Below are 26412 nucleotides of genomic sequence, written 5' to 3'. Positions count from 1 at the left end.
GGCGCGCGGGACAAACCGGCGCCACCGAGGGGGAGAGAGCGGTGAAGATCAAGCTCAACGGGATCGAGTTCGACGTGACGGCGGTGGAGGGGGATCTGCGCGAGGCGATCCTCGGCGATCCGATCGTCGCGCGCGCGGTGTGGCGCGATGTCTATGCCTGGGACGGCCGCGCGCAGGAGGGCCAGCCCACCGGCCCGGTGACCAAGGCCGGCGCCATCCCGCTCGCCAACGGCATCTCCTTTTACGTGCCGAAAGGTGCGCAGCTCGAAAAGAACGAGAGCGCCTCGAAGACCTCGGGCGAGCGCTTTCTCAAAGCGCTGGGCGTGAAATCCTCGATCGACGTGCTCAAGGCGATGGCGCGGCTTCTGGGGCTGCCGCAAAAGGTGCTGCCCAAGGCATTCGATCCGCTGAAGCCGGTCGCCTCCTTCACGCTGAAGATGCATGTCGAGCATTCGGTGCTGCGCCTGCGCAATGCCAGCCGCAACCTGCAGGCCTATGTCCTCGTGCCCGGTCAGGTCGGCTTTCATCACGAGATCACCGAGATCGTGGACCGGGCGGGCCACGAGGCGCTGATGGCCGAAAAGCCCGAGCTGAAGACGCTGACGCCGATGTTCCTCGTGCCTGCTCAGTCGAAGGCGAATCGCGAGATGCGGGCGACGGCGCTGATGGCGCAGACCCGCGAGCTTGCGGCGCAGGCCCAGGGCAAGACCGCCGAGGAGCTGCCCGAGGCGCTGCGCATGCGGATCGGGCGCAACCAGGCCGAGCTGCGCATGCTGGCGCAATCGGCGACGCAGGCCCGCGCCGCCCAGCCCGGCCGCCCCGCCGCGCGCCCGGTGCCCCGCGCGACCGCCTGAGGAACCTCCGGCCGCGCCGAAGGGTTGGCCGTGCATCCAGAGGGGGCGCACGGCCATGAGCTATTCGACAGGCGACAAGGTGTCGTGGAACTGGGCCAATGGCACCGGGACCGGCAAGGTCACCAAGGTCTACACCCAGAAGATCACCCGCAAGATCAAGGGCTCCGAGATCACCCGCAACGCCAGCGAGGAGGAGCCCGCCTATCTGATCGAGCAGGAGGATGGCGACGAGGTGCTCAAGAGCGGCTCGGAACTCTCCAAGGCCTAAACGGCGCGGCCATGGCCAGCGGTGGGCCATGCGTATTTATGGAAAGATGAACCAAAGGGGCGCGCCCGGCCCGATGCCATGCGCGCCCCTTCCCTTTCATCTTTCTTCAAATACGCAAATCCCGACGCCGGGGCTCATTCCCTGCGGCCGGGAATATGCTCGCGCCGCTCGCCCGCATGGGTCCAGCTGCGCATCGCTTCGAAGGCCTCGTCGGCGGTCTCCACGAACTTGAAGAGCTGAAGATCCTCGTCGGCGATGGTGCCCGCCTCGGCCAGCGCCTCCCAGTTCACGATCTTCTCCCAGAAGGCGCGCCCGAAGAGCAGGAAGGGCACGCGCTTCATCCGGCCCGTCTGGATCAGCGTCAGCGTCTCGAACAGCTCGTCGAGCGTGCCGAAGCCGCCGGGAAACACGCAGACCGCCTTGGCGCGCATCAGGAAATGCATCTTGCGGATCGCGAAGTAGTGGAAGTTGAACGCGAGCTCCGGCGTCACATAGGCGTTGGGCGCCTGCTCGTGCGGCAGCACGATGTTGAGGCCCACCGAGCGGCCGCCCGCCTCCTCGGCGCCGCGGTTGCCCGCCTCCATCACGCCGGGGCCGCCGCCCGTGACGATGACGTTCTCGGTGCCACCCTCGCTCAGCGACCATTCGGTGACGCGCCGCGCGAAGGCGCGCGCCTCCTCGTAGAAGGCCGAGAGGTCGGCCAGCGTCTGCGTGCGCGCCGCATGCTTTTGCGCCGGCTCGGGGATGCGCGCGCCGCCGAACAGCACCACGGTCGAGTTCACCCCCGCCTCGTTCATCAGGAGCTCGGGCTTCATCAGCTCCAGCTGCCAGCGCACCGGGCGCAGCTCGTCGCGCAGCAGGAATTCCTCGTCGGTGAAGGCCAGCCGATAGGAGGGTGACATGGTCTGCGGCGTCTGGGGCACCTGCCCGGCCGTGCGCTGGTCCTCCTGGCTGTCGCGCATCAGGTGTCGTCTGTCCTTGGTCATGCCTGTCCCTTACCCTGGGGCGCGTTGCGCCGATTGCCGCATCCGGTCTATAGCCGCCCCCGAGCCGCATCACAAACCGGAGCCCGACCCATGGCCGATACCGACACCGCCCAGCTCGAAACCGCGATCGAGGCCGCCTGGGAGGCGCGCGACACGATCACCCCCGCGACCGGCGGCGAGACCCGCGAGGCGATCGAGGACACGCTGAACGCGCTCGATTCGGGCGCGCTGCGCGTCGCCGAAAAGCGCGGGGACGACTGGCACGTGAACCAGTGGGCCAAGAAGGCCGTTCTGCTGGGCTTTCGCATCAAGGACATGGAAATGCAGCCCGGCGGCCCGCAGGGCGGCGGCTGGTGGGACAAGGTCGACAGCAAGTTCGCCGGCTGGGGCGAGAACCGCTGGCGCGACGCGGGCTTTCGCGCCGTCCCGAACGCCGTGGTGCGCAAATCGGCCTATATCGCGCCGGGCGTGGTGCTGATGCCCTCCTTCGTCAATCTCGGCGCCTATGTCGATCAGGGCACCATGGTCGACACCTGGGCCACGGTCGGCTCCTGCGCCCAGATCGGCCGAAACGTGCACCTCTCGGGCGGCGTCGGCATCGGCGGCGTGCTGGAGCCCTTGCAGGCCGACCCGACCATCATCGAGGACAACTGCTTCATCGGCGCGCGCTCCGAGGTGGTCGAGGGCTGCATCGTGCGCGAGGGCTCGGTGCTCGGCATGGGCGTCTATATCGGCAAGTCCACCAAGATCTTCGATCGCGAGACCGGCGAGGTCTCCTATGGCGAGATCCCGCCCTACTCGGTCGTGGTCTCGGGCTCGCTGCCCTCGAAGGGCGGGGTGAACCTCTACTGCGCGGTGATCGTCAAGAAGGTCGACGCCCAGACCCGCTCCAAGACCGGGATCAACGAGCTGCTGCGCGACTGAGCCGCGGCAGATGCGACACGGGCAGGGGGCGCTTCGGCGCCCCCTTTCGCGTCGGCGGCGGAACCCCCGCCCCGCCGGAGGGCTTGGGACGCCATGATCGCGAACCTGCCCCTCCCGCTTCTCCTCCTCGTCTTTGCCCTCGCGGGCGCGGCCGTCATCATCTCCTCGATCCGCGCCACGGCGCTGGCCGACATCATCGCCGACCGGACCCGCATGGGCGAGGCGATGGCGGGCGGCATCATCCTGGGCGGCGCGACCTCGCTCGCGGGCGTGGTCGTCTCGGTCAACGCGGCGCTCGACGGCAACGCCTCCTTCGCCTTTTCCAACGCGGTGGGCGGGATCGCGGCGCAGACGCTGTTTCTCGCCATCGCCGACCTGATCTATCGCCGCGCCAATCTCGAACACGCCGCCGCCGAGCCCGCCAACCTGTTCCAGGCGGTGATGCTGATCATCCTGCTCAGCCTGCCGCTTTCCGCCATCGCCGGGCCCGAGATCGCCTATTTCGGCGTGCATCCCGTCTCGGTGGCGCTGTTTCTCACCTATCTCTACGGGCTGCGCGTCTCGGCCCGCGTCTCCGAAGAGCCGATGTGGCGCCCGGTGATGACCTCCGAAACCCGCACCGACGAACCCGAGGACGAGGACGAGGCGAGCCGCTCCGCCATGGGCCCGGCGCTGCGCTTCGCGGGGCTGGTCGCGGTGATGGGGCTCGGCGGATGGGTCATCAGCCAGGTCGGCGGCACCTTCATCGAACGCTTCGGCCTGCGTTCCAGCCTCGTCGGTTCGCTGATCACCGCCGTGGTGACCTCGCTGCCCGAATTCGTCACCACCATCGTCGCGGTGCGGCGCGGCGCGCTGCAGCTCGCCGTGGGCGGCATCATCGGCGGCAACACCTTCGACACGCTGTTCCTCGTCGCCTCGGATGTGAGCCTGCGCGAGGGCTCGCTCTACCACGCGGTCGGCACGACCGATCTCTACTGGCTCGGCACCGGGCTCCTGATGACCGGCATCCTGCTGGCCGGGCTGATCGCGCGGCAGCGCCAGGGCCCGGCGCGGATCGGTTTCGAGAGCGTCGCCATGCTGGCGGTCTATGCCATCGCGGCGACGATCGAGGTGCTGGGCTGAGCCCCGGGGGGTGGGAACGATTTCGTGAGCGGTTCGTTGCCGCTTCGACAGCCCGGATGGACCGGGCGACAGGTACGGAGTGACGACATGACGGGTGTGGGTTGGTTCATGACCATCATCATCGGCGCGATCGCCGGATGGCTGGCCGAGAAGGTGATGAAGGCGGATATGGGGCTGTTGATGAACATCATCATCGGCATCCTCGGCGCGCTGCTGTTCAACTGGCTGCTGGCCCTGGTCATGGGCGAGGGCCTCGTCGGCTTCTGGGGGTCGCTCATCGCGGGCTTCATCGGCGCGTGCATCCTGATCTTCCTCGCCCGGATGGTGCGCGGCAAGCGCGGCTGACCGCGCCGCGAGATCGGAGCCAAGGACCCCGCGCCCCGGATGGCGCGGGGTCTTGCGCATCCGGGTCCGGGGTGCCACCTGCGGGCGGACCGGATGAGGGAGAGGCGCATGGCCGATAAGCAGGACAAGCCCAAGCGGGTGCAGCAGGTCTACACGCTGCTGGTCGAGGTCGGGCGCAGATCGGGCGACGGGCTGCCAAAGGGCGCCACCGGCGCCGCGCTGATGTGCTACGCCTCTGGCGTGGACGAGGCCGAGGCGGTGCGCGAGACCGTCGCCATTCTCAAGCAGGCCGATCTCGCGCCGCTCGACGTCACCGGCTACGGCACGCTCGACGAGCGCCTCGCCGAAGGCCACGACATCGACGAGGAGGAGCGCGCGCTCATGGGCCGCGCGCTCGAGGAAAACTCGGTCATCGTGGCGCAGATGACGCCCTTCTTCGAAGACGCCAAGGGCGGCGGCGACACGGTTCATTGAACGCGGTCGATTGAAACCGCCCCGCCCCCGCGCTACGCCTTGCCCTGCCCCCAAGGAGTGAGCGGATGCCACAGACCACAGACCCCGCAGAGCTGACCGCGCGGCTGATCCGCTGCGCCTCGGTCACGCCGGAGGAGGGCGGCGCGCTGGTGCTGCTGCAGGAGATGCTGGAGCGGGCCGGTTTCGACTGCACCCGCGTCGATCGCGGCGGCGTGTCGAACCTCTTTGCCCGCTGGGGCGAGAAGGACGCGGAGAAGAGCTTCGGCTTCAACGGCCATACCGACGTGGTGCCGGTGGGCAACCGCGACGACTGGTCGGTCGATCCCTTCGGCGCCGAGGAAAAGGACGGCCAGCTCTACGGGCGCGGCGCCTGCGACATGAAATCGGGCGTCGCGGCCTTCGTCGCCGCCGCCATCGATTTCGTGCAGGCCACCCCGCCCGAGGGCGCGGTGATCCTGACCATCACCGGCGACGAGGAAGGCCCCGGCATCGACGGCACGGCGGCGCTGCTCGACTGGATGGACGAGACGGGCGAGCGGATGCGGATGTGCCTCGTCGGCGAGCCGACCTGCCCCGAAACCTTCGGCGAGATGATCAAGATCGGCCGGCGCGGCTCGCTCAACGCCTTCGTCACGGTGACCGGCGTGCAGGGCCACGCCGCCTATCCGCACCGCGCCAACAACCCGATCCCGGCCATGGCGCGGCTGGTGGACCGGCTCTCGACCCATGCGCTCGACCAGGGCACCGATCATTTCGACGCCTCGACCCTGGCCGTGGTCAGCATGGACACCGGCAACCCGGCGACCAACGTGATCCCGCGCCAGACCCGCGCCACGCTCAACATCCGCTTCAACGACCTGCATTCGGCCGAAAGCCTGAAGGAATGGCTCTGGGCCGAGGCGCGCTGGGTCGCCGAGGAGTTCGAGGTCGAGATCGGCATCGACATGAAGGTCTCGGGCGAGGCCTTCGTGACGCCGCCGGGCGAGTTGTCGGCGATGGTATCGCGGGCGGTCGAGGCCGAGACGGGGCTCAAGCCCGTGCTCTCGACCACGGGCGGCACCTCGGATGCGCGCTTCGTGAAAAATCACTGCCCGGTGGTCGAGTTCGGCCTTGTCGGCCAGACCATGCACCAGGTCGACGAGCGGGTAGAGATCGAGCAGATCCATCGGCTGAAATCCGTCTATACCCGCATTCTCGAAAGCTACTTCACGTGAAACACGAGATTTCCGAGACCACCGACCTTACCCATTGCCACGCGCTGCGCCGCACCGTCTTCATCGAGGAGCAGAACGTCTCCGAAGAAGACGAGATGGACGGGCTCGACGCCGAAGCGATCCACCTCATCGCCACCTGCGACGGCGCGCCCGTGGGCACCGCGCGGCTGCTCGTACGTGGCGAGACCGGCAAGATCGGCCGCGTCGCGGTGCTGCGGACGCATCGCGGCACGGGCCTCGGTGCCGCGATCATGCGGCAGGCCGAGGAGGCGCTGCGCTCGCGCCCGGGCATCACCCGGCTCTATCTCTCGGCCCAGACCCATGCCCTGCCCTTCTATGAAAAGCTCGGCTACAGCGCCTATGGCCCCGAATATGACGACGCGGGCATCCCGCATCGCGACATGGAAAAGCGGCTCGATCGCTAGGGCGTCATCCGGGATCGCGTGACGACCCCCCATGCGCGTGCTACCTGCTGCGCATGAACAGATTGCCCTCCCGCGAGGAGATCCTGCAATGGATCTCCGACAACCCGACCCAGACCGCGAAACGCGACATCGCCCGTGCCTTCGGCATCAAGGGCGCCGCGCGGATCGACCTCAAGCGCATGCTGCGCGAACTCGAGGAGGAGGGGCACCTCCAGAAGAAGCGCAAGTCCTACCGCGACCCGGACCGCCTGCCCCCCGTCTCGGTCCTCTCGGTGCTGCCGCCCGACGCCGATGGCGATCTCTGGGCGCGCCCGCTCGAATGGCACGGCGAGGGCGAGGAGCCGCGCGTGCTGATCCTGCCGCGCGAGAGCGATGCGAGCCTCGGCGCGGGCGACCGCATCCTCGCCAAGCTGACCGCCACGCCGGGCGAGGATCAGGACTACACCGCCCGCCTCATCCGCAAGATCGGCACCAACCCGCTGCGCATCCTCGGCGTCTTCAAGAAGGGCTCGGAGGGCGGCCGCATCGTGCCGGTCGACAAGGGCGTGGACAAGCAGTGGATCGTCCCCGAAGGGGCCGAGCACGGCGCCAGGGATGGCGAGCTGGTAGAGGCCGAGCAGGCGGGCCCCAAGGGCAGGATGGGCCTCCCCAAGGCGCGGATCATGTCGCGGCTGGGCGATCCGACCGCGCCGCGCGCCGTCTCGCTCATCGCGATCCACCAGCACGGCATTCCCGATCATTTCCCCGATCAGGTCCTCGCCGAGGCCGACGCCATGAAGCCCGCGGGCCTCAAGGGCCGCACCGACCTGCGCGAGCTGCCGTTGATCACCATCGACCCGTCGGATGCGCGCGACCATGACGACGCCGTCCTCGCCCAGCCGGACGACGCGCCCGACAATGAGGGCGGACACATCCTCTGGGTCGCCATCGCCGACGTGGCCCATTACGTCACCCCCGGCTCCGAGCTGGACCGCGAGGCGCGCAAGCGCGGCAATTCCTCCTATTTCCCCGACCGCGTCGTGCCGATGCTGCCCGACCGGCTCTCGGGCGACCTGTGCTCCCTGCACGAGGGCGTGCCGCGCGCGGTGATCGTCGCGCGCATCCGCATCGACGCCGAAGGCGAGAAGATCGGCCATCGCTTCGAACGCGCGCTGATGCGCTCGGCGGCTTCGATGTCCTACGAGGAGGCGCAAAGCGCGATCGACGGCAATCCGACCGACCGCGCCGCCACCATGCTCGATCCGGTGCTGCGCCCGCTCTGGGCCGCTTACGCCGCTTTGAAGAAGGCGCGCGAGCGGCGCCAACCCTTGGAGCTCGACCTGCCCGAGCGGCGGATCGAGCTGAACGAGATGGGACAGGTCGCCTCGATCTCCTTCAAGGAGCGGCTCGACGCGCATCGGCTGATCGAGGAATTCATGGTGCTGGCCAATGTCTGCGCCGCCGAGACGCTGATCGCCAAGCGCCAGCCGCTCCTGTTCCGCGTCCACGAGGAGCCCAACCCCGACAAGCTCGACGCGCTGCGCGAGGTGGTGAAGGGATCGGGGCTCACATTGGCCAAGGGGCAGGTGCTCAAGACCGCGCATCTCAACCGGCTTCTGGCGCAGGCCGAGGGCACCGAACAGGACGAGCTGATAAATCTCGCCACGCTGCGCTCGATGACGCAGGCCTATTACAACGCCGAGAATTTCGGCCATTTCGGCCTCGCGCTCAGGGACTACGCGCATTTCACCTCGCCGATCCGGCGCTACTCCGACCTGATCGTGCATCGCGGCCTGATCTCGGCGCATGGTTGGGGCAAGGACGGGCTGAGCGACCACGACCTCGAACGCCTCGACGAGACCGCCAAGCACATCTCCGACACCGAGCGCCGCTCGATGCTGGCCGAGCGCGACACCACCGACCGCTACCTCGCGGCCTTCATGTCCGACCGGATCGGCGCGGAGCTTTCGGGCCGGATCAGTGGCATCGCCCGCTTCGGCGTCTTCGTGAAGCTCGACGAGACCGGCGCCGACGCGCTGGTGCCGATCCGCTCGCTGGGGGCGGAGTTCTTCCATTACGACGCCGAGGACCAGACGCTCATGGGCTCGGATAGCGGCCGGGTGGTCGCGCTGGGCCAGCGCGTCGTGGCGCGTCTGGTCGAGGCGGCGCCGATCTCGGGCGGGCTGATCGCCGAGCTGGTGGAGATCGAGGGCGCGGGGCTCGAACGCGGCCCCTCGCGCCGCCCCGGCAAGCCGCCGCGCCGCAAGGCCGGCGTCGCCAAGAAGAAGGCGGCGGCGAAGGCCAAGAAGGAAAAGCGCAAGGTCACGCGCCGCCGCTGATCCGCCCCGCGTGGAACTCCCCCTCCCCTCGCCGGTTCGCCCAATGGGCAACCGGCGAAGGGGCAAGCAATGGCACAGCACGACATCGGCGCACTTGCGGATCTCGAAGAGAACCGCCCGCTCAAGGTCATGGCCGGCGACACCGCGATCCTCGTGATCCGGCGCGGGAACGAGGTCACCGCCCTCGCCCATGCCTGCCCGCATTTCGGCCTGCCGCTTTCCAAGGGCCATCTCGACGGCGACCGGCTGATCTGCGCCTTCCACCATGCCTGTTTCGACGTCTCATCCGGCAGGCAGACCCAGCCGCCGGGCCATGGCGACCTGCGCCGCTACGAAGTCGAACACCGCGACGGCCATGTGCTCGTCGAGCTGCCCGAGAACGCCGAGCCGCACCCCGCCCCGCCGCATGTCCGCGCGGGCGACAAGAGCCGCCGCGTGGTGATCGCAGGGACGGGTGCCGCCGCCGATGCCTGCGCGCTGACGCTGCGCGAGGAAGGGTTCGAGGGGGCGATCACGATGATCTCGCCCGAAGGCCAGTCGCCCTATGACCGGACGCTTCTGAGCAAGGGGGTGCTGGCCACGGGCGATCTGCCGCGCCACCTCACCATCACCTCTCCGCAGGCGCTGGCCGAGCGCGACATCGACCTTGTCGAGGGGCATGTGGCCGAAATCGACGCCGCCGCCCGCGAGATCCGCACCGACACCGGCGCGACGCAGGGCTACGATTCACTGCTGATCGCCACCGGCGGCACCGCCAACCTGCTCGACCTGCCCGGCGCGGATCTCGGCGGTCTCCATCACCTGCGCTCGCGCCAGCAGGGCGAGCTGCTCGCCAAGGCGGCGGGCAAGGCAAGCCGCGCCGTCCTCATCGGCGGCGGCTTCATCGGGCTCGAAGCGGCGCTGAGCCTCGCCAAGCGCGGGCTCGACGTGACCGTCGCGCTGCGCGAGGAGGTGCCGCTCGCCAAGGTGGTCGGCGAAGAGATCGGCCGCGCGATCCGGGCCGAGCACGAGGCCAAGGGCGTCCGCTTCGTCACCGGCGCGAAGGTCGCGGGCTTCGAGGGCGAGGGGCAGGTCTCCGCGGTGCGGCTGGAGAACGGCGAGACGCTCGATGCCGACCTCGCGCTGCTCGCCATCGGCGTGCGCCCGGCCACCGACATCGCGGGGCTTTCGCCTCAGCAGGATGGCGGGCTGCGCACCGGCCCCGACCTCGCGGTCGAGGGGCTGGAGGACGTCTGGGCGGCGGGCGACGTGGCGCGTGTGCCGACGCCATGGGGCCCCGTTCGGATCGAGCATTGGCGCGTCGCGCGCCAGCATGGCGCACGCGCGGCGCGGGCGATGCTGGGCAAGCCCGAGGGCGAGATCGACGTGCCCTTCTTCTGGACCGCGCTGGGGCGGCAATACCGCTATCTCGGCCATGCCGAGGGCTGGGACGAGATCCGCATGGATGGCGAAGCCACGGGCGATTTCGTCGCCCGCTACGTCAAGGATGGCCGCGTCATGGCGCTTTTGGGCGCGGGCCGCGACGCCGAGATCGCCCGCGCCCATGCCGAGATGATCCGCGCGGGCGGGCCGCTTCCCGCATGAGGCGCGGCTCGGCGGATCTTTGCTGCACCCCGGCCTCCCCCGCTGCCGCTCCGCTTCGGATCGCGGTAGAGCTGCCACAATTGCAAGGGGAGCAAAGCGTGCGGAACTTGACGACTCTCGGACGAGCGGGCCTTCTGGGCTTCGCACTTGCGGCTCTGGCGTCCTGCGGGGCGGTCTCGGGCCCGCTCGACACTTCGCTCCGGCCACCGGCGCGCGCGGAACAGATGGACGATTCGATGCGACCCCGACCCAATGCAGGCTTTTCCAACTGGGTCGGCGGCTACCGCTCCCGCGCGTTGTCGGCGGGCGTCTCCGGCGCGACCTTCGAGCGCGCCTTCGCCGATGCGGGCTACATCCCCGGCGTGATCGAAAAGGACCGCAACCAGGCCGAGTTCACCAAGACGCTGGGCGAATATCTTTCCACCGCCGCCTCCGACACCCGCGTCGAGACGGGCCGCGCCATGCTGTCGCAATATTCGACCCTGCTGTCGGAGATCGAGGCGCGCTACGGCGTGGACCGCGAGACGGTGCTCGCCGTCTGGGGCATGGAGAGCAATTTCGGCAAGCGCAGGGGCGAGATCCCCGTCGTCTCGGCGCTCGCCACGCTGGCCTATGAGGGCCGCCGCGGCCGCTTCTTCGAACAGCAGCTCACCTCGGCGCTGAAGATCCTGCAAAACGGCGACGTGGCGCCCTCCGAGATGACCGGAAGCTGGGCCGGGGCGATGGGCCATACCCAGTTCATTCCCACGAGCTACGAGGCCTATGCCGCCGATTTCCGCGGCGACGGTCGGCGCGACATCTGGTCGGACGATCCGACCGACGGCCTCGCCTCGACCGCGAAATACCTGTCGAATTTCGGCTGGCGGCAGAACCAGCCCTGGGGCGTGGAGGTGGTGCTGCCCGCGGGCTTCAATTACGGCCTCGCCGGCGGCACGAAGAAGAGCGCCGCCGAATGGCAGGCGCTCGGCGTGCGCGCGGCGACAGGCGGGCAGATCGGCGATTTCGGCGCCGCCGAGATCCTCGTGCCAGAGGGCGCGCAGGGCGCGGCCTTCATGACCTTCCGCAATTTCGACGTCATCAAGCGCTACAACGCCGCCGACGCCTATGCGATCGGCGTGGGCCATCTGGGCGACCGGATCGCGGGGGCGGGGCCGCTCAGGACCAAGATGATGACGGGCCGGGCGCTCAAGCGGGCCGAGAAGGCCGAGCTGCAGCGCCGCCTGACCGCGCTGGGCTACGACACCGGCGGCGCCGACGGCATCATCGGCCCGAACTCCATCGCCGCGATCCGCCGCTACCAGCAGGCCAACGGGCTGCCGGTGGACGGCTTCGCCTCCGAGGATCTCCTGAAGCGGCTGCGCTGAGAGATGGGCCACCCTGCGGGGTGGCCCTTTTCATTCGGCCGGGGCGCAATCCTCGCCGCGCATGCAGGCGGCCAGCTTTTCACGGGTTTCGGCATCCGGCGCGGCCTGCACCTTGCCGGGGCAAGGCTCCAGATCGACGATGAGCGCGCCTTCCTCGACCCGCGCGAAGACCAGCACCTCCTCGCCGGGCACGAGCGCGCCGCACCACGGCCCGGCGCAGGAGGGCTGCAGGATCATCGCCGTCTCGATCACCGTGTCGAAGCCGGTCGGCCCGAGCTGGTGGCCTTCGAAATCCGCCGGGATCGGCGCAGAGGTCATGTCGATATCGGCCGGGGCCTGCATTCGGGGCAGCTTCGAGGCGTCGAAGGCAAAGCGGCCGATATAGGCGCGGTAGGTCTCGGGTGCCGCGTCGATCTCGGCAAAGCTGCGAAGGGGATCGGGCACGAGGCAGGACAGCGCGGCGGCGGGCTGCGCCGCCGCCGCGCTCAGTGCAAGGCTCAGACCAAAGGCCCGAGCCGCTCCAGCACCTGTTCGTAGACGCGCCGCTTGAAGGGCACGATGGCCGAGACCAGCTCGGCGGGGTCGATCCATTTCCATGCGCTGAACTCCGGGTGGTCGGTGGCGATGTCGATGTCCGAATCCTGCCCCGTGAACCGCATCAGCACCCATGTCTGGGCCTGGCCGCGATAGCGGCCGCCCCAGATATGCGGCACCACGTCGACGGGCAGGTCGTAATGCAGCGGCTCCTCGGTCTGGGCCACCATGATCACCTTGTCGGGCGTCACGCCGGTCTCCTCGCCCAGCTCGCGCAGCGCGGCGGTGGTCACGTTCTCGCCCGGGTCGATGCCGCCCTGCGGCATCTGCCAGGCATCGCGGTCGCGGTCGATCCGCTGACCGACGAAGACCTGCCCCTCGGCATTGACGAGCATCACCCCGACGCAGGGGCGAAACGGCAGGGCGGCGATCGAGGCGGGTCTCACTGGGGGGCGTCCTCCGCCTCGGCGCGTTGCTCGGGATCGGGCAAGGCGCGCGGGCCGAGCGCCGAGAGCCCCTTGAGGATGTCGATCGCATAGGCGAGCTGGTAATCCTGCTCGCGCAGCTCCGCGGCCTTCTCGGCCCGCTCGCGGTCCTCCTCGAGCTGCTTGATCTCGTCCTCGCTCAGGCTGTCATTGTCGAGGCTGCCGCGCAGATCGGCCTCGGAGCGCAGCAGGCGCGGCGTCTCCTCCTCGGCGCTTTCGTCGACCGGTTCGGGGCGCGGCTGCTCGACGATGATGTCGGGCGAGATGCCCAGCGCCTGGATCGAGCGGCCCGAGGGGGTGTAGTAGCGCGCGGTGGTCAGCCGCATCGCGCCCTCGCCCCGAAGCGGCATCACCGTCTGGACCGAGCCCTTGCCGAAGCTCTGGGTGCCGACGACGATGGCGCGGCGGTGATCCTGCAGCGCGCCCGCGACGATCTCGGAGGCCGAGGCCGAGCCGCCATTGATCAGCACCACCATCGGCTTGCCGTCGATCAGGTCGCCGGGGGTGGCATTGTTGCGATCGGACTGGACCACGTCGCGGCCACGGGTCGAGACGATCTCGCCCGCCTCGAGGAAGGCGTCGGAGACGTAGATCGCCTGGTTGAGCAGCCCGCCGGGGTTGTTGCGCAGGTCGAGCACCACGCCATTGACCTGATCGAGCCCGCCGGCCTTCTCGATCTCCTCGGCCAGCCCCGATTTCAGATCGGGGAAGGTCTGGTCGTTGAAGGTGGTGACGCGCATCACGATGGTCTCGCCCTCGGTGCGGGCGCGCACGGCGTTGAGCTTGATCGTGTCGCGGATGATCGAGACGTCGAAGGGCTCGTCCTCGCCCTCGCGCACCACGGTGATGATGATCTCCGAGCCGACCGGCCCGCGCATCAGGTCCACCGCGTCGTCGAGCGTCAGGCCGAGCACGCTCTCGCCATCGACGGCGGTGATGTAGTCGCCCGCGAGGATGCCCGCGGCATCGGCCGGGGTGCCGTCCATCGGCGAGACGACCTTGACGACGCCGTCCTCCTGCGTGACCTCGATCCCGAGACCGCCGAACTCGCCGCGCGTCTGGGTGCGCATGTCGGCGGCGTCCTCGGGCGACAGGTAGCTCGAATGCGGATCGAGCGAGGTCAGCATGCCGTTGATCGCGGCCTCGACCAGCTCGCCCTCGTCGACCTCCTCGACATATTCGGCGCGGATCCGCTCGAAGATGTCGCCGAACAGGTCGAGCTGCTCGTAGACGCTGGCGTTGCGCTCGGCCTCCTGGGCCACCAGCGGCCCCGCGACCTGCGTCGTGACGGCAAGACCGAGGGCGGTTCCGCCCAATGCCGCCAATACCAGTTTCCTCATGCGCGCCCTTTCTCCTGCTTCCGGCGCGCCGCGCCGGGCCTTCATCGGCTCCGCGACCGACCTTCAACCGGTGGCGAACCATGTGGCGGGGTCGACGGGGACATCCCCCTCCCGCACTTCCAGATAAAGCGTTTCCGTCTGCGGTGCGCCACCGCCCTGCGCCGTTTCGGTCAAGATTTCGTGCGAAGCGGGCGGGTCTCCGCCCATCAGCCCCACCGCCGCGCCTTCGGGAAGGATCTCTCCCGTCTCGCCGAAGACCTCGGCCAGACCGGCGAGAATCACCAGCACCCCGGCGGCGGGCTCGAGGATCGCGACATTGCCGTAATCGAGCAGCTCGCCGCGAAACCGCAAGGTCGCGGCGACGGGGGTGGAAACCAGCCCGCGCGGCGCGGTGGCGATGACGAGGCCGGGCCGGGCGACGCCCGCCGCATCGGCCGCGCCAAAGCCGCGCAGCACCTGCCCCTGCACCGGCAGCGGGATCTCCCCCTTGCGCGCGGTGGCGTCCGGCGCGCTGCCCGACAGCTCCGCGTCGATGGTCCGCGCCAGCCCCGAGGCAAAGGCATCGAGCGTGTCGGTCGAGGCCAGCAGCAACGCCGTCGCCACCGGGTTTTCGGTAAAGCGCCTGGGCAGGTCGGTCCGGTCCGAGATCGCCTTCGACAGGGCGCTGCGCGCGGTCTGCGCGCCCGCCAGCCCTTCCTCCAGCGTGCCGATGGCGCTTTGCTGCAAGGCGGCAAGATCGGCGGCCTCCTGCAGATCGGCGCGCAGCGCCTGCGCCTCGGCCTGCAATGCGGGCGTCACCTCCGAGGCGATGAGACCGGCACGCGCCGTGCCCAGCGCGCCGCCGGGATGCAGCATCAAGACGGGCGCGGGCGTCTGCGAGATCGATTGCAGCGCGGCGAGGAGTGCGGCGATCCGGTCGCGCCGGGCCTCGAGCTCGACCGCGATGCTGCGCTCGCGGATCGCGGCGCGGCGCAGGCCGTCGCGCAGGGAGGCGAGCCCCGCCTCATAGGCGCGCACCGTCTCCGTGAGGGCGGCGACCCGGTCGCGCGAGGCCTGCGCCGCGGCAAGCTGCTCGGACGCCGCGGCAAGCCGGTCGGCGGCCGCCTCCGCCGCCCGGGCCGTGTCCTGCGCCGCGGCGGGCGCGGCGAAGAGCGCCAGCGCGAGGAAAAGCGCCGCCCTCATCCGATGAGGCTGCGCCCGGTCATCTCGGGCGGCAGGTCGAGCCCCATGAGATCGAGCAGCGTCGGTGCGAGATCGGCGAGCCGCCCGTCGCGCAAGGCCGCGCCCTCCGGCCCGCCGAACAGCGCCACCGGCACCGGGTTCAGCGTGTGCGAGGTATGCGCGCCGCCCGTCTCGGGGTCGATCATCATCTCGCAATTGCCGTGATCGGCGGTCACGATCATCGCGCCGCCCGCCTTTTCCAGCGCCTCGCAGACCTTGGCCAGCCCCCGATCCACCGCCTCGCAGGCCGCGATCGCGGCGTCGAGATCGCCGGTATGGCCGACCATGTCGGGGTTGGCGAAGTTGGTGACGATCAGGTCATAGCCCTTCTCGATCGCGCCGACGAAGGCGTCCGTCACCTCGCCCGCCGACATCTCGGGCTGCATGTCATAGGTCGCGACATTGGGCGATTTCGGCATGAAGCGGTCCTCGCCCGCCTCGGGCTCCTCCTTGCCGCCATTGAGGAAGAAGGTGACATGCGGGTATTTCTCGGTCTCGGCGAGGCGGAACTGCGTGAGGCCCTTCGCAGCCACCCATGCGCCCAGCGTGTTGACGATGTCGCGCTTGGGAAACACCGTCTCGTACCAGTCCACGTGGCGGTCGGAATACTCCACCATGCCGAGCCGCGCGGCCAGCGCCGGGGCTTCGCCGCGATCGAAGCCGTCGAAGGCCGGGTCCGCAATGGCGGCGAGGATCTCGCGCGCCCGGTCGGCGCGGAAGTTGAGGCAGAACAGCCCGTCCTGCGGCTGCATGCCCTCGTAGCCCTCGATCACCGTGGCGGGGATGAACTCGTCGGTCTTGCCCGCCTCCCACGCGGCCTTCACCGCCGAAAGCGGGTCGGCGGCGGTCGGCCCCTCGCCCCGGACGATGGCGTCATAGGCGGTCTTCACCCGGTCCCAGCGGGTGTCGCGGTCCATGGCGAAGTAGCGCCCGATCACGGTGGCGATCCTGGTGCCCTCGGGCAGCTTCTCCTGCAGATCCTCGACATAGGCATCCGCCGAGGAGGGCGCGACGTCGCGCCCGTCGGTGATGGCGTGGATGGTCACGGCCACGTTTCGGTCGCGCAGCGCCTTCGCCGCCGCGACGATATGATCGAGATGGCCATGCACGCCGCCATCCGAGACCACGCCGAAGAGATGCGCCGTGCCGCCCGAATCCTGCAAGGTCTTCGCGAAGCTCTCGATCGCCTCCATGTCGTGGAAGGAGCCGTCCTCGATCGCGAGGTCGATCTGACCGAGATCCATGGCGACGACGCGGCCCGCGCCGATATTGGTGTGGCCGACCTCGGAATTGCCCATCTGGCCCGAGGGCAGGCCGACATCCGGTCCATGCGTGGTCAGCGTCGCGTTGGGGCCTTGCATGATCCGGTCGAAGGCCGGGGTCCGGGCCAGAGCGGGCGCGTTGCCCTCCCGCTCGGCGCGCAGGCCCCAGCCGTCGAGGATGCACAGGACCACGGGTTTGGGTGTCGCCATCGGAAAAAGCCCCTTCGCTCAAAACTCGGGCCCAGTCCTGAGCCAAAGCGGCGCGCTTGTCCACCGAAGGCCCGTCTTGTGACCAGTCTCGCGGGCCGTCTCGAAGACCGTCTCAGACCCGGTGATAGGGCGATCCGGCAAGGATCGAGGCGGCGCGGTAGAGCTGTTCGGTCAGCATGGCGCGCACCAGCATGTGCGGCCAGACCATCGGGCCGAAAGAGAGCATGGCGTCGGCGCGGGCGCGCAGGGCGGGGTCGATCCCGTCGGCGCCGCCGATCACGAAGGCCAGATCGGAGCGGCCCGCATCGCGCCAGCCCGCCAGCATCTTCGCGAAATCGGGCGAGGTCATCTCGCGGCCGCGCTCGTCCATTGCGCAGATCACGGCCCCGTTCGGGATGGCGCGCTCCAGCAGGGCGGCCTCGGCGGCCATGCCGCCGCCCTTGCGGTCGTCGACTTCGCTGATGGTGAGAGGTCCGAGGCCCAGCGCCCGCCCGGTCCGGTCGAACCGGGTGGTGTAGTCGTCGACCAGCGCGCGTTCGGGGCCGGATTTCATCCGGCCCACCGCGCAGATCCTGACGCGCATCAGCGGAAGGCGTCGGCGGCCGCCCCCTGGGGCGCCCACATCTTCTCCAGCTGGTAGAACTCGCGCACCTCGGGACGGAACACGTGCACGATCACGTCGCCGGTGTCGATCAGCACCCAGTCGCCGGTCTCCTTGCCCTCGGTCTTCGAGAGCACGCCGTACTCCTGCTTGAGCTTGTCGGTCAGGTGTTCGGCGATGGCGGCGACCTGGCGCGAGGAGCGGCCCGAGGCGATCACCATGTAATCGCCCATCTCGGAGCGCCCGCGCAGATCGATCTGCACGACCTCTTCGGCCTTGTCGTCATCGAGGGAGACGAGGATCGCTGCCAGCAGCTTTTCGCTCGTCGCGGAGGGCGCCCCGGCCATCAGGCCCGCGCCCTGGGGAGCGGCTTGTGCCGCTTGGGTGGAAAGGGACAGGTCATCATCCTCCGGTTTCACGCCGCCGACTTTGCCCCGGCGCCGGGCATGGTTCCAATGTAGCAAGAGGAGGGCTCTTTTTCAACGATCCCGCCCCTCTCGCGCCGTCACTTCGGCGGGGGTTTGCGCGACGCGCAGGGCCGAGCCGTCGAGCATCCGCACCTCGCGCTGCGGGAAGGGAATCGAGATGCCCTCGGCCTTGAACGCGTCCCACAGGGCGAGGAACACGTCGCCGCGGATATTGACCAGCCCCGCCTTCGCGTCGTCGATCCAGAAGCGCAGGGTGTAGTCCACGCTCGAATCGCCGAAGGCGGTGATATGGCAGACCGGGACGGGCTGCGCCAGCACCCGGCCGCAACCCGCCGCCGCCTGCACCGCCACCCGCCGGACGAGATGCGGATCGTCGCCATAGGAGGTGCCGAAATCTATGTCGATGCGCACCGAGTTGTTGGAATGGGTCCAGTTGACGACCTGCGTGGTGATCAGGTCCTCGTTCGGAATGAGGTATTCCTTGCCGTCGCGGGTGACGACGCTGGCGTAGCGCGCCCCCAGCGTCGAGATCCAGCCGAAGGTCTGGCCCACCGAGATCACGTCGCCGGGCTTGATCGACTTGTCCATCAGGATGATCAGCCCCGAAACGAGGTTCGACACCACCTTTTGCAGGCCGAAGCCCAAGCCCACCCCGATCGCGCCCGACAGCACCGCAAGCCCGGTCAGGTCCACCCCCACCGCGCGCAGCCCGACGAAGACGGCGATGCCGTAAAAGAGCAGCTGGCTGAGCTTGACCGCCAGCACCTGCATCGAGGGGCTGATCTCGCGGTTGCTCTCGATCCGGTGGGCCGAGCTGCGCGCCAGGAGCCGCGCCACGAAGAAGGCCACCCCCAGCACCAGCGCCGCCTTGAGCGCCAGAAGCACCGAAAGGCGCAGATCGCCGGTCTGGATGGCAAGGCTGTCGAGCAGCCGCGCCGTCTCTTCCGTCAGGTCGAGGATGCGCAGGGTGATCCAGGTCCAGGCGCCATAGCGCACGATGCCGCGCAGCAGCGGGTTGGAGATCAGCCGCGCCACCAGCGCCACGATGAGCCAGCCGGTGGCGAGGTTGGCCGCGATGCGCAGCACCGCCGCCCCGCCCGAAGGGTCGAGCTGCCGCAGCACCGCGACCATGAGCCACAACAGCGCCACGAAGAGCACCGCGCGCAGCCGCCGGTGCAGCGTCACCGCGTAGCGCATCCGCCAGCGCGGCCAGTTCGCCCGCCCGCGCATCCAGCGATGCAGCTTCGGCGCGAGCCAGGCCCGGCCCAGATGCGCGAGGGCGAAGGCCGCCAGCACGATCAGGAGCTGCCAGGCGTTCCAGGGCTGCATCACGCCCTGCGCCACCCGCTCGGCATCGCTCACGAGCCGCTCGCCGAAATCGCTGGCGGCGGCGGCGATCACCTCCGGCGCCTCGGCCGCCTGCGCCGCGATCTCCTCGGCGGTCTCCGCCGCCGCCTCGCCCCCCGTTTCCGGCTCCATTCCGCGCTCCGTCCTGCCTCCGCCTGCCTTCGCAGCATGTAGCGCCGCCCCGCCCCGGTCCAGCCGCGCGAGGCTCTTGTGCCGCAGGGTCCGAAAGAGTATCCCGGCCGCATGACACGGGTCTTCGACATGGACGATCGCGCGCGGCTGCCCTGGCGGTTCTTCGGCGCGACCTGCACGATCCTCGCGCGGCTTTGACGCGGCGGGGCGCGACCGCGCGCCCGATCGACCCCTGCGGGCGCGCCATCGCGCCTTGTCACCATCATCCAGCCGCAAGAGGACATCTCCCATGACCGGCAAGACACTCTACGACAAGATCTGGGACGCGCATCTCGTCCACGAGGCCGAGGACGGCTCCAGCCTGCTCTACATCGACCGCCACCTCGTGCACGAGGTCACCAGCCCGCAGGCCTTCGAAGGGCTGCGCATGGCCGGCCGCCAGGTGCGCGCGCCCGAAAAGACCATCGCCGTGCCGGACCACAACGTGCCGACCACCGAAGGCCGCGACAAGGTCATCGAGAACGAGGACAGCCGCATCCAGGTCGAGGCGCTCGACAGGAACGCGCGCGATTTCGGCATCAACTACTATCCCGTCTCCGACATCCGCCAGGGCATCGTCCACATCGTCGGCCCCGAGCAGGGCTGGACCCTGCCGGGCATGACCGTGGTCTGCGGCGACAGCCACACCGCGACGCATGGCGCCTTCGGCGCGCTGGCGCATGGCATCGGCACCTCGGAGGTCGAGCACGTGCTCGCCACCCAGACGCTGATCCAGTCCAAGTCCAAGAACATGAAGGTGGAGATCACCGGCCGGCTCGCGCCGGGCGTCACCGCCAAGGACATCACCATGGCGGTGATCGGCCGCACCGGCACGGCGGGCGGCACCGGTTACGTGATCGAATATTGCGGCGAGGCGATCCGCTCGCTGTCGATGGAAGGCCGGATGACGGTCTGCAACATGGCGATCGAGGGCGGCGCCCGCGCCGGTCTGATCGCGCCCGACCAGACCACCTTCGACTACGTCAAGGGCCGGCCCCACGCGCCCAAGGGCGCGCAGTGGGAGGCGGCGATGGAATGGTGGAAGACGCTCCATTCCGACGACGACGCCCATTGGGACAAGGTCATCACCATCCCCGGCGAGGAGATCGCGCCGCTGGTCACCTGGGGCACCTCGCCCGAGGACGTGCTGCCGATCACCGATGTCGTGCCCGCGCCCGAAAGCTTCAAGGGCGGCAAGGCCGACGCCGCCCGGCGCGCGCTCGATTACATGGGGCTCAAGGCCGGTCAGAAGCTCAGCGAGATCGAGATCGACACGGTCTTCATCGGCTCCTGCACCAATGGCCGGATCGAGGATCTGCGCGCCGCGGCCGCGATCCTCAAGGGCAAGAAGGTCAAGGACGGCATGCGCGCCATGGTCGTGCCCGGCTCGGGCCTCGTGCGCGCACAGGCCGAGGAAGAGGGCCTGGCCGAGATCTTCAAGGAGGCGGGCTTCGAGTGGCGCCTCGCGGGCTGCTCGATGTGCCTTGCCATGAACCCCGACCAGCTCGCCCCCGGCGAGCGCTGCGCCGCGACCTCGAACCGCAATTTCGAGGGCCGGCAGGGCCGCGGCGGGCGGACCCATTTGATGAGCCCGGCGATGGCGGCGGCCGCCGCGATCACCGGACATTTGACCGACGTGCGGGAGATCATGTGATGGACAAGTTCGAAAGCTTCTCGGGCGTCGCCGCCCCCATGCCGCTGGTCAACATCGACACGGACATGATCATCCCCAAGCAGTTCCTCAAGACCATCAAGCGGTCGGGGCTCGGGGTGAACCTCTTCGCCGAGATGCGCTATGACGACGCGGGCAACGAGATCCCCGATTTCGTGCTCAACAAGCCGGCCTACCGCAATGCCGAGATCATCGTCGCGGGCGACAATTTCGGCTGCGGCTCCTCGCGCGAGCACGCGCCCTGGGCGATCAAGGATTTCGGGATCAAATGCGTGATCTCGACCTCCTTCGCGGACATCTTCTTCAACAACTGCTTCAAGAACGGCATCCTGCCGATCACCCTGCCGCAAGAGCAGATCGACGTGCTGATGAAGGATGCCGAGAAGGGCTCCAACGCCCGGCTCGACATCGATCTGGAAAACCAGACGGTGACCACCTCCGAGGGCGAAAGCTTCTCCTTCGAGGTCGATCCCTTCCGCAAGCACTGCCTGCTCGAGGGGCTCGACGATATCGGCCTGACCATGGAGAAGGCCGGCGCGATCGACAGTTTCGAGGCGCAGGCGGGCCAGGCGCGCCCCTGGGTCTGAGCTTTCCGGGCACCGGCTCATCGCCGGATTCGGACAGGAATGAGGCGGCCTTTCGGGGCCGCCTCTTGCATATCCGGCCCCATATGGCCGGATCGTGCCGTAGGGTCAGCCCAAGGTCCCCCCATATGGTGGATTGGCCCTCATTCACCACCACATGAAGGATCGACAAACCTGCGATCTTGGGGGATTTGCCGCATTATCGCTTCATTGCCGTGCCCGACCCGTCGCAAAAGCGCCGCAGTTCAACGGCTTGTTGGAAAACAGTCGTTGCTGCCTTCATCGGGAAAGGGCACAAATAGTGGCAGGATTGAGGCAATCGGGTCCGCGAGGACCGAGGCACGTCGGTACAGAGCCGCGACATCGAAACGTGGCCGCTCGGCGTAGAAATGGGCAAACTATGGTCACGCGACTGACAGGAGGACTCCTGCGGGCGGCGCTGGTGGTGTTGATGATCGCAACCCCCTCCATGCTGCTGCAGACAGGCGGTTCGGGCACACCGGAAATCGTCGCTCTCGTGGCGCTGGGCGCGGGGCTCTTCACGGTGGTCGAATACACCTCGCTCTCGCCGAGCCTCGTCGAATTCCGCGACGCGCCGCCCTTCAACCGCATCCGCTTTCTGGCCGCGGCGCTGTCGGTGTTCCTGCTGTCGGTGCTGCTGCGCGACGGGGCCGAAGCCGCGCCCATCGCGGCGCTGGTCACCACGCTGGGCGCGGGGTTGGGCCAGCTGCTCGACATCCCCTATTCGCCCGTGCGCCTCGTCATGCTGACCCTGCCCGACGGCGCGCCCGCCGCGCTGACCGAACAGGTCCGCGCCAGCGCGGCGCTGAGCTACCTGCTTTCGCTCGGCTCGCTGGTGACCTTTGCCGGGCTGCTGCGCTATCGCGGCTGGCCGATGCGCTCGGGCCATTTCAACGTCTGGATCAACCTGCCCACCTTCGACCCGACCGCCGGGCCGGACGTGATCTGGCGCCTGCGCCGCGACGGGCAGTTCAACCTCGTGCTGGGCTTCCTGCTGCCCTTCGTGATCCCGGCGCTGCTGTCGCTCGGCGCGCCGCTGCTCGGCCCGCTCGACCTGTCGAACCCGCATACGCTGATCTGGACCATGACCTGTTGGGCCTTCCTGCCGGCGAGCCTTCTGATGCGCGGCGTCGCGCTGCAGCGCGTGGCCGAGATGATCGGCGCCCAGCGCGAACGCGCCTCCGCGCGCGAGGCCGGGCTGATCCCGGCGTGAGGCAGGCGGCGCGCCACCGCGCCCTGCCTGCCGCCCTTTCTGCCCTTGCCGCCCTGCTCGCGGCCCCCCTTTCCGCCAGCGCCGAGCCGCTCCGCCTTGCCACCTATGCCCCGGATCTGGGCCGTGACGGCCCCGGCCTGCTGCTGCGCGACATCCGCCGCGATGAGGCGCAGGTGCAGGACGCCGCCCGCGTCATCGCCCATGCCGCGCCCGACATCCTGCTGCTGACCGGTTTCGATCACGACGCGCAGGGCGCGGCCCTCGCGGCATTCGCGGCGCTGCTGCGCGATGCGGGCGGGCCGGATTACCCCCATCTCATCGCCCTGCCGTCGAATGCGGGCCGCGCCTCGGGCCATGATCTCGACGGCGATGGCCGGACCGGTCGCGCGCGCGATGCGCAGGGCTATGGCCGCTTCACCGGCGAGGGCGCGATGGCGCTCATGTCGCGCCACCCGCTCGACCTCAGGCGCGACTTCACCCCGCTCTTGTGGCGCGACCTGCCCGGCGCGGAGCAGCCCGCGCGCGGCGGCGCGCCCTTCCCTTCGGCCGAGGCGCAGGCCGCGCGCCGCCTGTCGAGCACCGGGCACTGGGTGGTGACGGCGCGCACGCCCGACGGGCCGCTCACCCTCATGGCCTTCGCCGCGACGCCGCCGGTCTTCGACGGGCCGGAGGACGCCAACGGGCTGCGCAACCGCGACGAGATCCGGCTCTGGCAGCGGTTCATGGACGGCGATCTCGGCCCGCCCCCGAAACCTCCCTTCGCGATCCTCGGGCTGGCCAATCTCGACCCCGCCGATGGCGCGGGACGGCGCGAGACGATGCGCGCCCTGCTCGCCGATCCGCGCCTGCAGGATGCGCGCCCCGAAAGCCCCGGCGCCCGCGCCGCCGCCGACGCGGCGCATGCGGGCGAGCCGGCGCTCGACACCGCCGATTGGAGCGCGCCGCCCGAGGGCCCGGGCAACCTGCGCGTGGATTACGTCCTGCCCTCGCGCGAGGGGCTCGCCGTCCTCGGCGCGGGCGTGGTCTGGCCCGAGGCGGGCGATCTGGCCGAGGCCGCCACGCGCGCCTCGGCGCACCGGCTGGTCTGGGTCGACCTGCTGCTCGACTAGAACCGCCCCCCGAAAGCCGCGCGGCAGATCCTTTCGCGCCCGCCCCGAACTTGACCCTGCGGCGGCCAGAGGCTACCGCATCGGCATTCCATTCGTTTCAACCCGGAGCGCCAAAGTGTCCAATCCTTCCCTTCTGATCCTCGCCGGCGACGGCATCGGCCCCGAAGTCATGAACGAGGTGAAGAAGATCATCGGCTGGTATGGCGAGAAGCGCGACCTCGCCTTCGACGTCGAGGAAGACCTCGTCGGCGGCATCGCCTTCGACACGCATGGCACGCCGCTCACCGACGCCACGATGGAAAAGGCGCAAAACGCCGATGCCGTGCTTCTGGGCGCCGTGGGCGGGCCGAAATACGACACGCTCGACTTCTCCCAAAAGCCCGAGCGCGGCCTGCTGCGCCTGCGCAAGGAGATGGACCTTTACGCCAACCTGCGCCCCGCCCAGTGCTTCGACGCGCTGGCCGATTTCTCCTCGCTCAAGCGCGACGTGGTCGCCGGGCTCGACATCGTGATCGTGCGCGAGCTGACCTCGGGCGTCTATTTCGGCGAGCCGCGCGGCGTCCACAAGGAGGGCAACGAGCGCGTCGGCATCAACACCCAGCGCTACACCGAAAGCGAGATCGCCCGCGTCGCGCGCTCGGCCTTCGAGCTGGCCCGCCGCCGCAACAACAAGGTCTGCTCGATGGAGAAGGCCAATGTCATGGAATCGGGCGTGCTGTGGCGCGACGTGGTGACCGAGATCCACCAGGCCGAATACCCCGATGTCGAGCTGAGCCACATGTATGCCGATGCGGGCGCGATGCAGCTCTGCCGCTGGCCCAAGCAGTTCGACGTGATCGTCACCGACAACCTGTTCGGCGACCTGCTGTCGGACGCCGCCGCGATGCTCACCGGCTCGCTCGGCATGCTGCCCTCCGCCTCGCTTGGCGCACCGATGGCCAATGGCCGCCCCAAGGCGCTCTACGAGCCGGTGCATGGCTCCGCCCCCGACATCGCGGGACAGGGCAAGGCCAACCCGATCGCCTGCATCCTCTCCTTTGCCATGGCGCTGCGCTACAGCTTCGATCAGGGCGCCGAGGCCGAGCGGCTGGAAAAGGCGGTCGAAAAGGTGCTGGCCGACGGGCTGCGCACCGGCGACCTGCTCGGCCCCGAGGGCGGCAGCCCGATCTCCACCGCCGAGATGGGCGACGCCATCCTCGCGGCGCTCGACGCCTCGCTGTGAGCCGGTGGCCGGGCGGCGCATCCGCCCGGCCCCCTTCCCCGCCGCCTTGCATCGGGCCGCGGGCTCGGCCAAGGGTGATGTCGAGAGCATCAACCGGCCGGGAGAACACGCATGGGCAACAACGCGAAAGGCGCGCTGTTCGCGCTCGTTTCCTTTGGCGTCTTCGCCACCCATGACACGGTCATCAAGCTTCTGGGCAGCGGCTACTCGCCGGTCCAGCTGATCTTCTTCTCGGTCACGCTCGCCTTTCCGCTGGCGCTGGTGATGATCATCGGCGATCCCGAACCCGGCACGCTGAGGCCGCGCCACCCGTGGTGGGTCGCGCTGCGCACCGCCGCGGGCTTCCTCACCGCCACCTCCGCCTTCTATGCCTTCTCGGCCCTGCCATTGGCGCAGGTCTACGCGCTGATCTTCGCCACGCCGCTGCTGATCACCGTGCTGGCGATCCCGGTGCTGGGCGAGACCGTCGGCATCCACCGCTGGGCGGCGGTGCTGGTGGGGCTCGCGGGCGTTCTGGTGGTGCTGCGCCCCGGCCAGACCGAGCTGTCGCTGGGCCATCTCGCGGCGCTGGGCGTGGCGGTGGGCGGCTCGACCGCCTCGATCGTGGTGCGCAAGATCGGCCATGAGGAGCGGCCCGTGGTGCTGCTGCTCTACCCGATGATCGCCAATTTCGTGCTGATGGGGATGGCGCTGGCCTTCGTCTACAAGCCGATGCCGATCTCGGATTTCGGGCTGATCGCGGTGATCTCGGCTCTGGGCTGGATCGGCGGGCGGATCATGGTCGCGGCCTATTCCACCGGCGAGGCGGTCGTGGTCGCGCCGATGCAATACAGCCAGATCATCTGGGCCACGCTCTACGGCGCGCTGTTCTTCGACGAGCTGCCCGACGGGCCGACCATGCTCGGCGCGGGCATCATCATCGCCTCGGGGCTCTACATCGTGGTGCGCGAGGGGCGCGGCGGCCGCTCGGCGCATCGGCCGGTGCTGCAGACCCGGCTGCGCTGGGAAAGCGGCTCCGCGCCTCGCGCCAGCGTGCTCAAGCGGTTTCTGCGGCCCGGACGCTTCCGCGCGGATTGAGCGCGCGCACCCTCTTGCAAAGCCCGGCGCGAGGCGT

General features: G+C 69.4%; 26 protein-coding genes. 17 read left to right on the top strand and 9 right to left on the bottom strand.

From position 1 onward, the window contains the following. Positions 1-41 precede the first annotated feature (41 nt). Entirely contained in the window at positions 42-854 is an 813-nt protein-coding gene (locus CJ301_RS06475; protein ID WP_099275488.1) for a hypothetical protein, read from the top strand. A 55-nt stretch (positions 855-909) separates the two neighbouring features. Continuing rightward, the gene (locus CJ301_RS06470; protein ID WP_099275486.1) at positions 910-1122 is read left to right on the top strand and encodes a DUF2945 domain-containing protein; all 213 of its coding nucleotides are present in this window, start codon (positions 910-912) and stop codon (positions 1120-1122) included. 134 nt (positions 1123-1256) lie between these two features. On the opposite strand, the gene CJ301_RS06465 is transcribed toward CJ301_RS06470, so the two are convergent. Further along, the gene (locus CJ301_RS06465) at positions 1257-2108 is read right to left on the bottom strand and encodes a TIGR00730 family Rossman fold protein (RefSeq protein WP_099275484.1); all 852 of its coding nucleotides are present in this window, start codon (positions 2106-2108) and stop codon (positions 1257-1259) included. Positions 2109-2198: 90 nt separating this feature from the next. On the opposite strand from CJ301_RS06465, the gene dapD reads away from it, so the two are divergent. The 9 genes from dapD to CJ301_RS06420 all read left to right on the top strand — a co-directional run bounded on the left by dapD (position 2199) and on the right by CJ301_RS06420 (position 11878). Beyond that, entirely contained in the window at positions 2199-3032 is an 834-nt protein-coding gene (gene dapD / locus CJ301_RS06460; protein WP_099275482.1) for a 2,3,4,5-tetrahydropyridine-2,6-dicarboxylate N-succinyltransferase, read from the top strand. A gap of 93 nt (positions 3033-3125) precedes the next feature. Next, positions 3126-4154: a sodium:calcium antiporter gene (locus CJ301_RS06455; RefSeq protein ID WP_099275480.1), complete on the top strand. Its 1029-nt coding sequence runs from the start codon at positions 3126-3128 to the stop codon at positions 4152-4154. A gap of 87 nt (positions 4155-4241) precedes the next feature. Further along, positions 4242-4499, top strand: coding sequence for a GlsB/YeaQ/YmgE family stress response membrane protein (locus CJ301_RS06450; protein WP_099275478.1), 258 nt, complete (start codon positions 4242-4244; stop codon positions 4497-4499). A 108-nt stretch (positions 4500-4607) separates the two neighbouring features. Then, positions 4608-4973: a hypothetical protein gene (locus CJ301_RS06445; protein ID WP_099275476.1), complete on the top strand. Its 366-nt coding sequence runs from the start codon at positions 4608-4610 to the stop codon at positions 4971-4973. A 65-nt stretch (positions 4974-5038) separates the two neighbouring features. Then, positions 5039-6187, top strand: coding sequence for a succinyl-diaminopimelate desuccinylase (dapE, locus tag CJ301_RS06440; RefSeq protein WP_099275474.1), 1149 nt, complete (start codon positions 5039-5041; stop codon positions 6185-6187). Next, on the top strand, positions 6184-6612 hold the full coding sequence (locus CJ301_RS06435) for a GNAT family N-acetyltransferase (RefSeq protein ID WP_099275472.1): 429 nt from the start codon (positions 6184-6186) through the stop codon (positions 6610-6612). The genes dapE and CJ301_RS06435 overlap by 4 nt, the downstream gene beginning before the upstream one ends. A gap of 53 nt (positions 6613-6665) precedes the next feature. Then, positions 6666-8930, top strand: coding sequence for a ribonuclease R (gene rnr, locus CJ301_RS06430; RefSeq protein ID WP_099275470.1), 2265 nt, complete (start codon positions 6666-6668; stop codon positions 8928-8930). A gap of 69 nt (positions 8931-8999) precedes the next feature. Next, positions 9000-10514, top strand: coding sequence for an FAD-dependent oxidoreductase (locus CJ301_RS06425; protein ID WP_099275468.1), 1515 nt, complete (start codon positions 9000-9002; stop codon positions 10512-10514). A gap of 107 nt (positions 10515-10621) precedes the next feature. Beyond that, positions 10622-11878, top strand: coding sequence for a lytic murein transglycosylase (locus tag CJ301_RS06420; protein ID WP_420215839.1), 1257 nt, complete (start codon positions 10622-10624; stop codon positions 11876-11878). A 30-nt stretch (positions 11879-11908) separates the two neighbouring features. Here CJ301_RS06420 and CJ301_RS06415 read toward each other — a convergent pair whose 3' ends face one another. The 8 genes from CJ301_RS06415 to CJ301_RS06380 all read right to left on the bottom strand — a co-directional run bounded on the left by CJ301_RS06415 (position 11909) and on the right by CJ301_RS06380 (position 19438). Continuing rightward, positions 11909-12322, bottom strand: a complete 414-nt coding sequence (locus CJ301_RS06415) for a hypothetical protein (protein WP_099275464.1) — start codon at positions 12320-12322, stop codon at positions 11909-11911. A gap of 53 nt (positions 12323-12375) precedes the next feature. Next, complete coding sequence (locus tag CJ301_RS06410) at positions 12376-12858, bottom strand: RNA pyrophosphohydrolase (protein ID WP_099275462.1); 483 nt, start codon at positions 12856-12858, stop codon at positions 12376-12378. Beyond that, positions 12855-14237 carry a S41 family peptidase gene (locus CJ301_RS06405; RefSeq protein ID WP_099275460.1) on the bottom strand — a complete coding sequence of 461 codons (1383 nt, stop codon included), beginning with the start codon at positions 14235-14237 and terminating at the stop codon, positions 12855-12857. Before CJ301_RS06405 ends, CJ301_RS06410 begins: the two co-directional genes overlap by 4 nt. 63 nt (positions 14238-14300) lie before the next feature. Beyond that, on the bottom strand, positions 14301-15419 hold the full coding sequence (locus tag CJ301_RS06400; RefSeq protein ID WP_099275458.1) for a murein hydrolase activator EnvC family protein: 1119 nt from the start codon (positions 15417-15419) through the stop codon (positions 14301-14303). Continuing rightward, positions 15416-16930, bottom strand: a complete 1515-nt coding sequence (gpmI, locus tag CJ301_RS06395) for a 2,3-bisphosphoglycerate-independent phosphoglycerate mutase (RefSeq protein ID WP_099275456.1) — start codon at positions 16928-16930, stop codon at positions 15416-15418. Before gpmI ends, CJ301_RS06400 begins: the two co-directional genes overlap by 4 nt. 112 nt (positions 16931-17042) lie before the next feature. Continuing rightward, positions 17043-17513 carry a 23S rRNA (pseudouridine(1915)-N(3))-methyltransferase RlmH gene (gene rlmH, locus CJ301_RS06390; protein WP_099275454.1) on the bottom strand — a complete coding sequence of 157 codons (471 nt, stop codon included), beginning with the start codon at positions 17511-17513 and terminating at the stop codon, positions 17043-17045. Further along, positions 17513-17878, bottom strand: coding sequence for a ribosome silencing factor (gene rsfS / locus CJ301_RS06385; RefSeq protein WP_099275452.1), 366 nt, complete (start codon positions 17876-17878; stop codon positions 17513-17515). Before rsfS ends, rlmH begins: the two co-directional genes overlap by 1 nt. A 132-nt stretch (positions 17879-18010) precedes the next feature. Next, a complete protein-coding gene (locus CJ301_RS06380; protein ID WP_099275450.1) occupies positions 18011-19438 on the bottom strand; it encodes a mechanosensitive ion channel family protein in 1428 nt (475 codons plus the stop codon). A gap of 289 nt (positions 19439-19727) precedes the next feature. Here CJ301_RS06380 and leuC point away from each other — a divergent pair, with 289 nt between their 5' ends. The 6 genes from leuC (at position 19728) to CJ301_RS06345 (ending at position 26375) form a co-directional block, all read left to right on the top strand. Next, positions 19728-21131, top strand: coding sequence for a 3-isopropylmalate dehydratase large subunit (leuC, locus tag CJ301_RS06370; RefSeq protein WP_099275446.1), 1404 nt, complete (start codon positions 19728-19730; stop codon positions 21129-21131). Then, positions 21131-21736 carry a 3-isopropylmalate dehydratase small subunit gene (gene leuD / locus CJ301_RS06365; RefSeq protein WP_099275444.1) on the top strand — a complete coding sequence of 202 codons (606 nt, stop codon included), beginning with the start codon at positions 21131-21133 and terminating at the stop codon, positions 21734-21736. The genes leuC and leuD overlap by 1 nt, the downstream gene beginning before the upstream one ends. Before the next feature lie 466 nt (positions 21737-22202). Next, the gene (locus CJ301_RS06360; RefSeq protein ID WP_348773634.1) at positions 22203-22967 is read left to right on the top strand and encodes a hypothetical protein; all 765 of its coding nucleotides are present in this window, start codon (positions 22203-22205) and stop codon (positions 22965-22967) included. After that, complete coding sequence (locus CJ301_RS06355; protein ID WP_173812329.1) at positions 22964-24076, top strand: endonuclease/exonuclease/phosphatase family protein; 1113 nt, start codon at positions 22964-22966, stop codon at positions 24074-24076. The genes CJ301_RS06360 and CJ301_RS06355 overlap by 4 nt, the downstream gene beginning before the upstream one ends. 115 nt (positions 24077-24191) lie before the next feature. Then, on the top strand, positions 24192-25298 hold the full coding sequence (gene leuB / locus CJ301_RS06350; RefSeq protein WP_099275440.1) for a 3-isopropylmalate dehydrogenase: 1107 nt from the start codon (positions 24192-24194) through the stop codon (positions 25296-25298). Positions 25299-25409: 111 nt separating this feature from the next. Continuing rightward, positions 25410-26375, top strand: a complete 966-nt coding sequence (locus CJ301_RS06345) for a DMT family transporter (RefSeq protein WP_099275438.1) — start codon at positions 25410-25412, stop codon at positions 26373-26375. Positions 26376-26412: the final 37 nt, after the last annotated feature.

The sequence above is a fragment of the Limimaricola cinnabarinus genome (assembly GCF_002723615.1).
In the GTDB taxonomy this organism is placed as follows: domain Bacteria; phylum Pseudomonadota; class Alphaproteobacteria; order Rhodobacterales; family Rhodobacteraceae; genus Limimaricola; species Limimaricola cinnabarinus_B.
This window is presented reverse-complemented; position numbering and strand designations above follow the sequence as displayed.

What these genes read in the sequence shown, in the direction of transcription:
- CJ301_RS06470 (WP_099275486.1), top strand. Translation starts at nt 910, where the DNA reads ATGAGCTATTCGACAGGCGACAAGGTGTCGTGGAACTGGGCCAATGGC.
- CJ301_RS06465 (WP_099275484.1), bottom strand. Translation starts at nt 2,108, where the DNA reads ATGACCAAGGACAGACGACACCTGATGCGCGACAGCCAGGAGGACCAG.
- dapD (WP_099275482.1), top strand. Translation starts at nt 2,199, where the DNA reads ATGGCCGATACCGACACCGCCCAGCTCGAAACCGCGATCGAGGCCGCC.
- CJ301_RS06455 (WP_099275480.1), top strand. Translation starts at nt 3,126, where the DNA reads ATGATCGCGAACCTGCCCCTCCCGCTTCTCCTCCTCGTCTTTGCCCTC.
- CJ301_RS06450 (WP_099275478.1), top strand. Translation starts at nt 4,242, where the DNA reads ATGACGGGTGTGGGTTGGTTCATGACCATCATCATCGGCGCGATCGCC.
- CJ301_RS06445 (WP_099275476.1), top strand. Translation starts at nt 4,608, where the DNA reads ATGGCCGATAAGCAGGACAAGCCCAAGCGGGTGCAGCAGGTCTACACG.
- dapE (WP_099275474.1), top strand. Translation starts at nt 5,039, where the DNA reads ATGCCACAGACCACAGACCCCGCAGAGCTGACCGCGCGGCTGATCCGC.
- rnr (WP_099275470.1), top strand. Translation starts at nt 6,666, where the DNA reads ATGAACAGATTGCCCTCCCGCGAGGAGATCCTGCAATGGATCTCCGAC.
- CJ301_RS06425 (WP_099275468.1), top strand. Translation starts at nt 9,000, where the DNA reads ATGGCACAGCACGACATCGGCGCACTTGCGGATCTCGAAGAGAACCGC.
- CJ301_RS06405 (WP_099275460.1), bottom strand. Translation starts at nt 14,237, where the DNA reads ATGAGGAAACTGGTATTGGCGGCATTGGGCGGAACCGCCCTCGGTCTT.
- CJ301_RS06400 (WP_099275458.1), bottom strand. Translation starts at nt 15,419, where the DNA reads ATGAGGGCGGCGCTTTTCCTCGCGCTGGCGCTCTTCGCCGCGCCCGCC.
- gpmI (WP_099275456.1), bottom strand. Translation starts at nt 16,930, where the DNA reads ATGGCGACACCCAAACCCGTGGTCCTGTGCATCCTCGACGGCTGGGGC.
- rlmH (WP_099275454.1), bottom strand. Translation starts at nt 17,513, where the DNA reads ATGCGCGTCAGGATCTGCGCGGTGGGCCGGATGAAATCCGGCCCCGAA.
- rsfS (WP_099275452.1), bottom strand. Translation starts at nt 17,878, where the DNA reads ATGGCCGGGGCGCCCTCCGCGACGAGCGAAAAGCTGCTGGCAGCGATC.
- CJ301_RS06380 (WP_099275450.1), bottom strand. Translation starts at nt 19,438, where the DNA reads ATGGAGCCGGAAACGGGGGGCGAGGCGGCGGCGGAGACCGCCGAGGAG.
- leuC (WP_099275446.1), top strand. Translation starts at nt 19,728, where the DNA reads ATGACCGGCAAGACACTCTACGACAAGATCTGGGACGCGCATCTCGTC.
- leuD (WP_099275444.1), top strand. Translation starts at nt 21,131, where the DNA reads ATGGACAAGTTCGAAAGCTTCTCGGGCGTCGCCGCCCCCATGCCGCTG.
- CJ301_RS06360 (WP_348773634.1), top strand. Translation starts at nt 22,203, where the DNA reads ATGCTGCTGCAGACAGGCGGTTCGGGCACACCGGAAATCGTCGCTCTC.
- CJ301_RS06345 (WP_099275438.1), top strand. Translation starts at nt 25,410, where the DNA reads ATGGGCAACAACGCGAAAGGCGCGCTGTTCGCGCTCGTTTCCTTTGGC.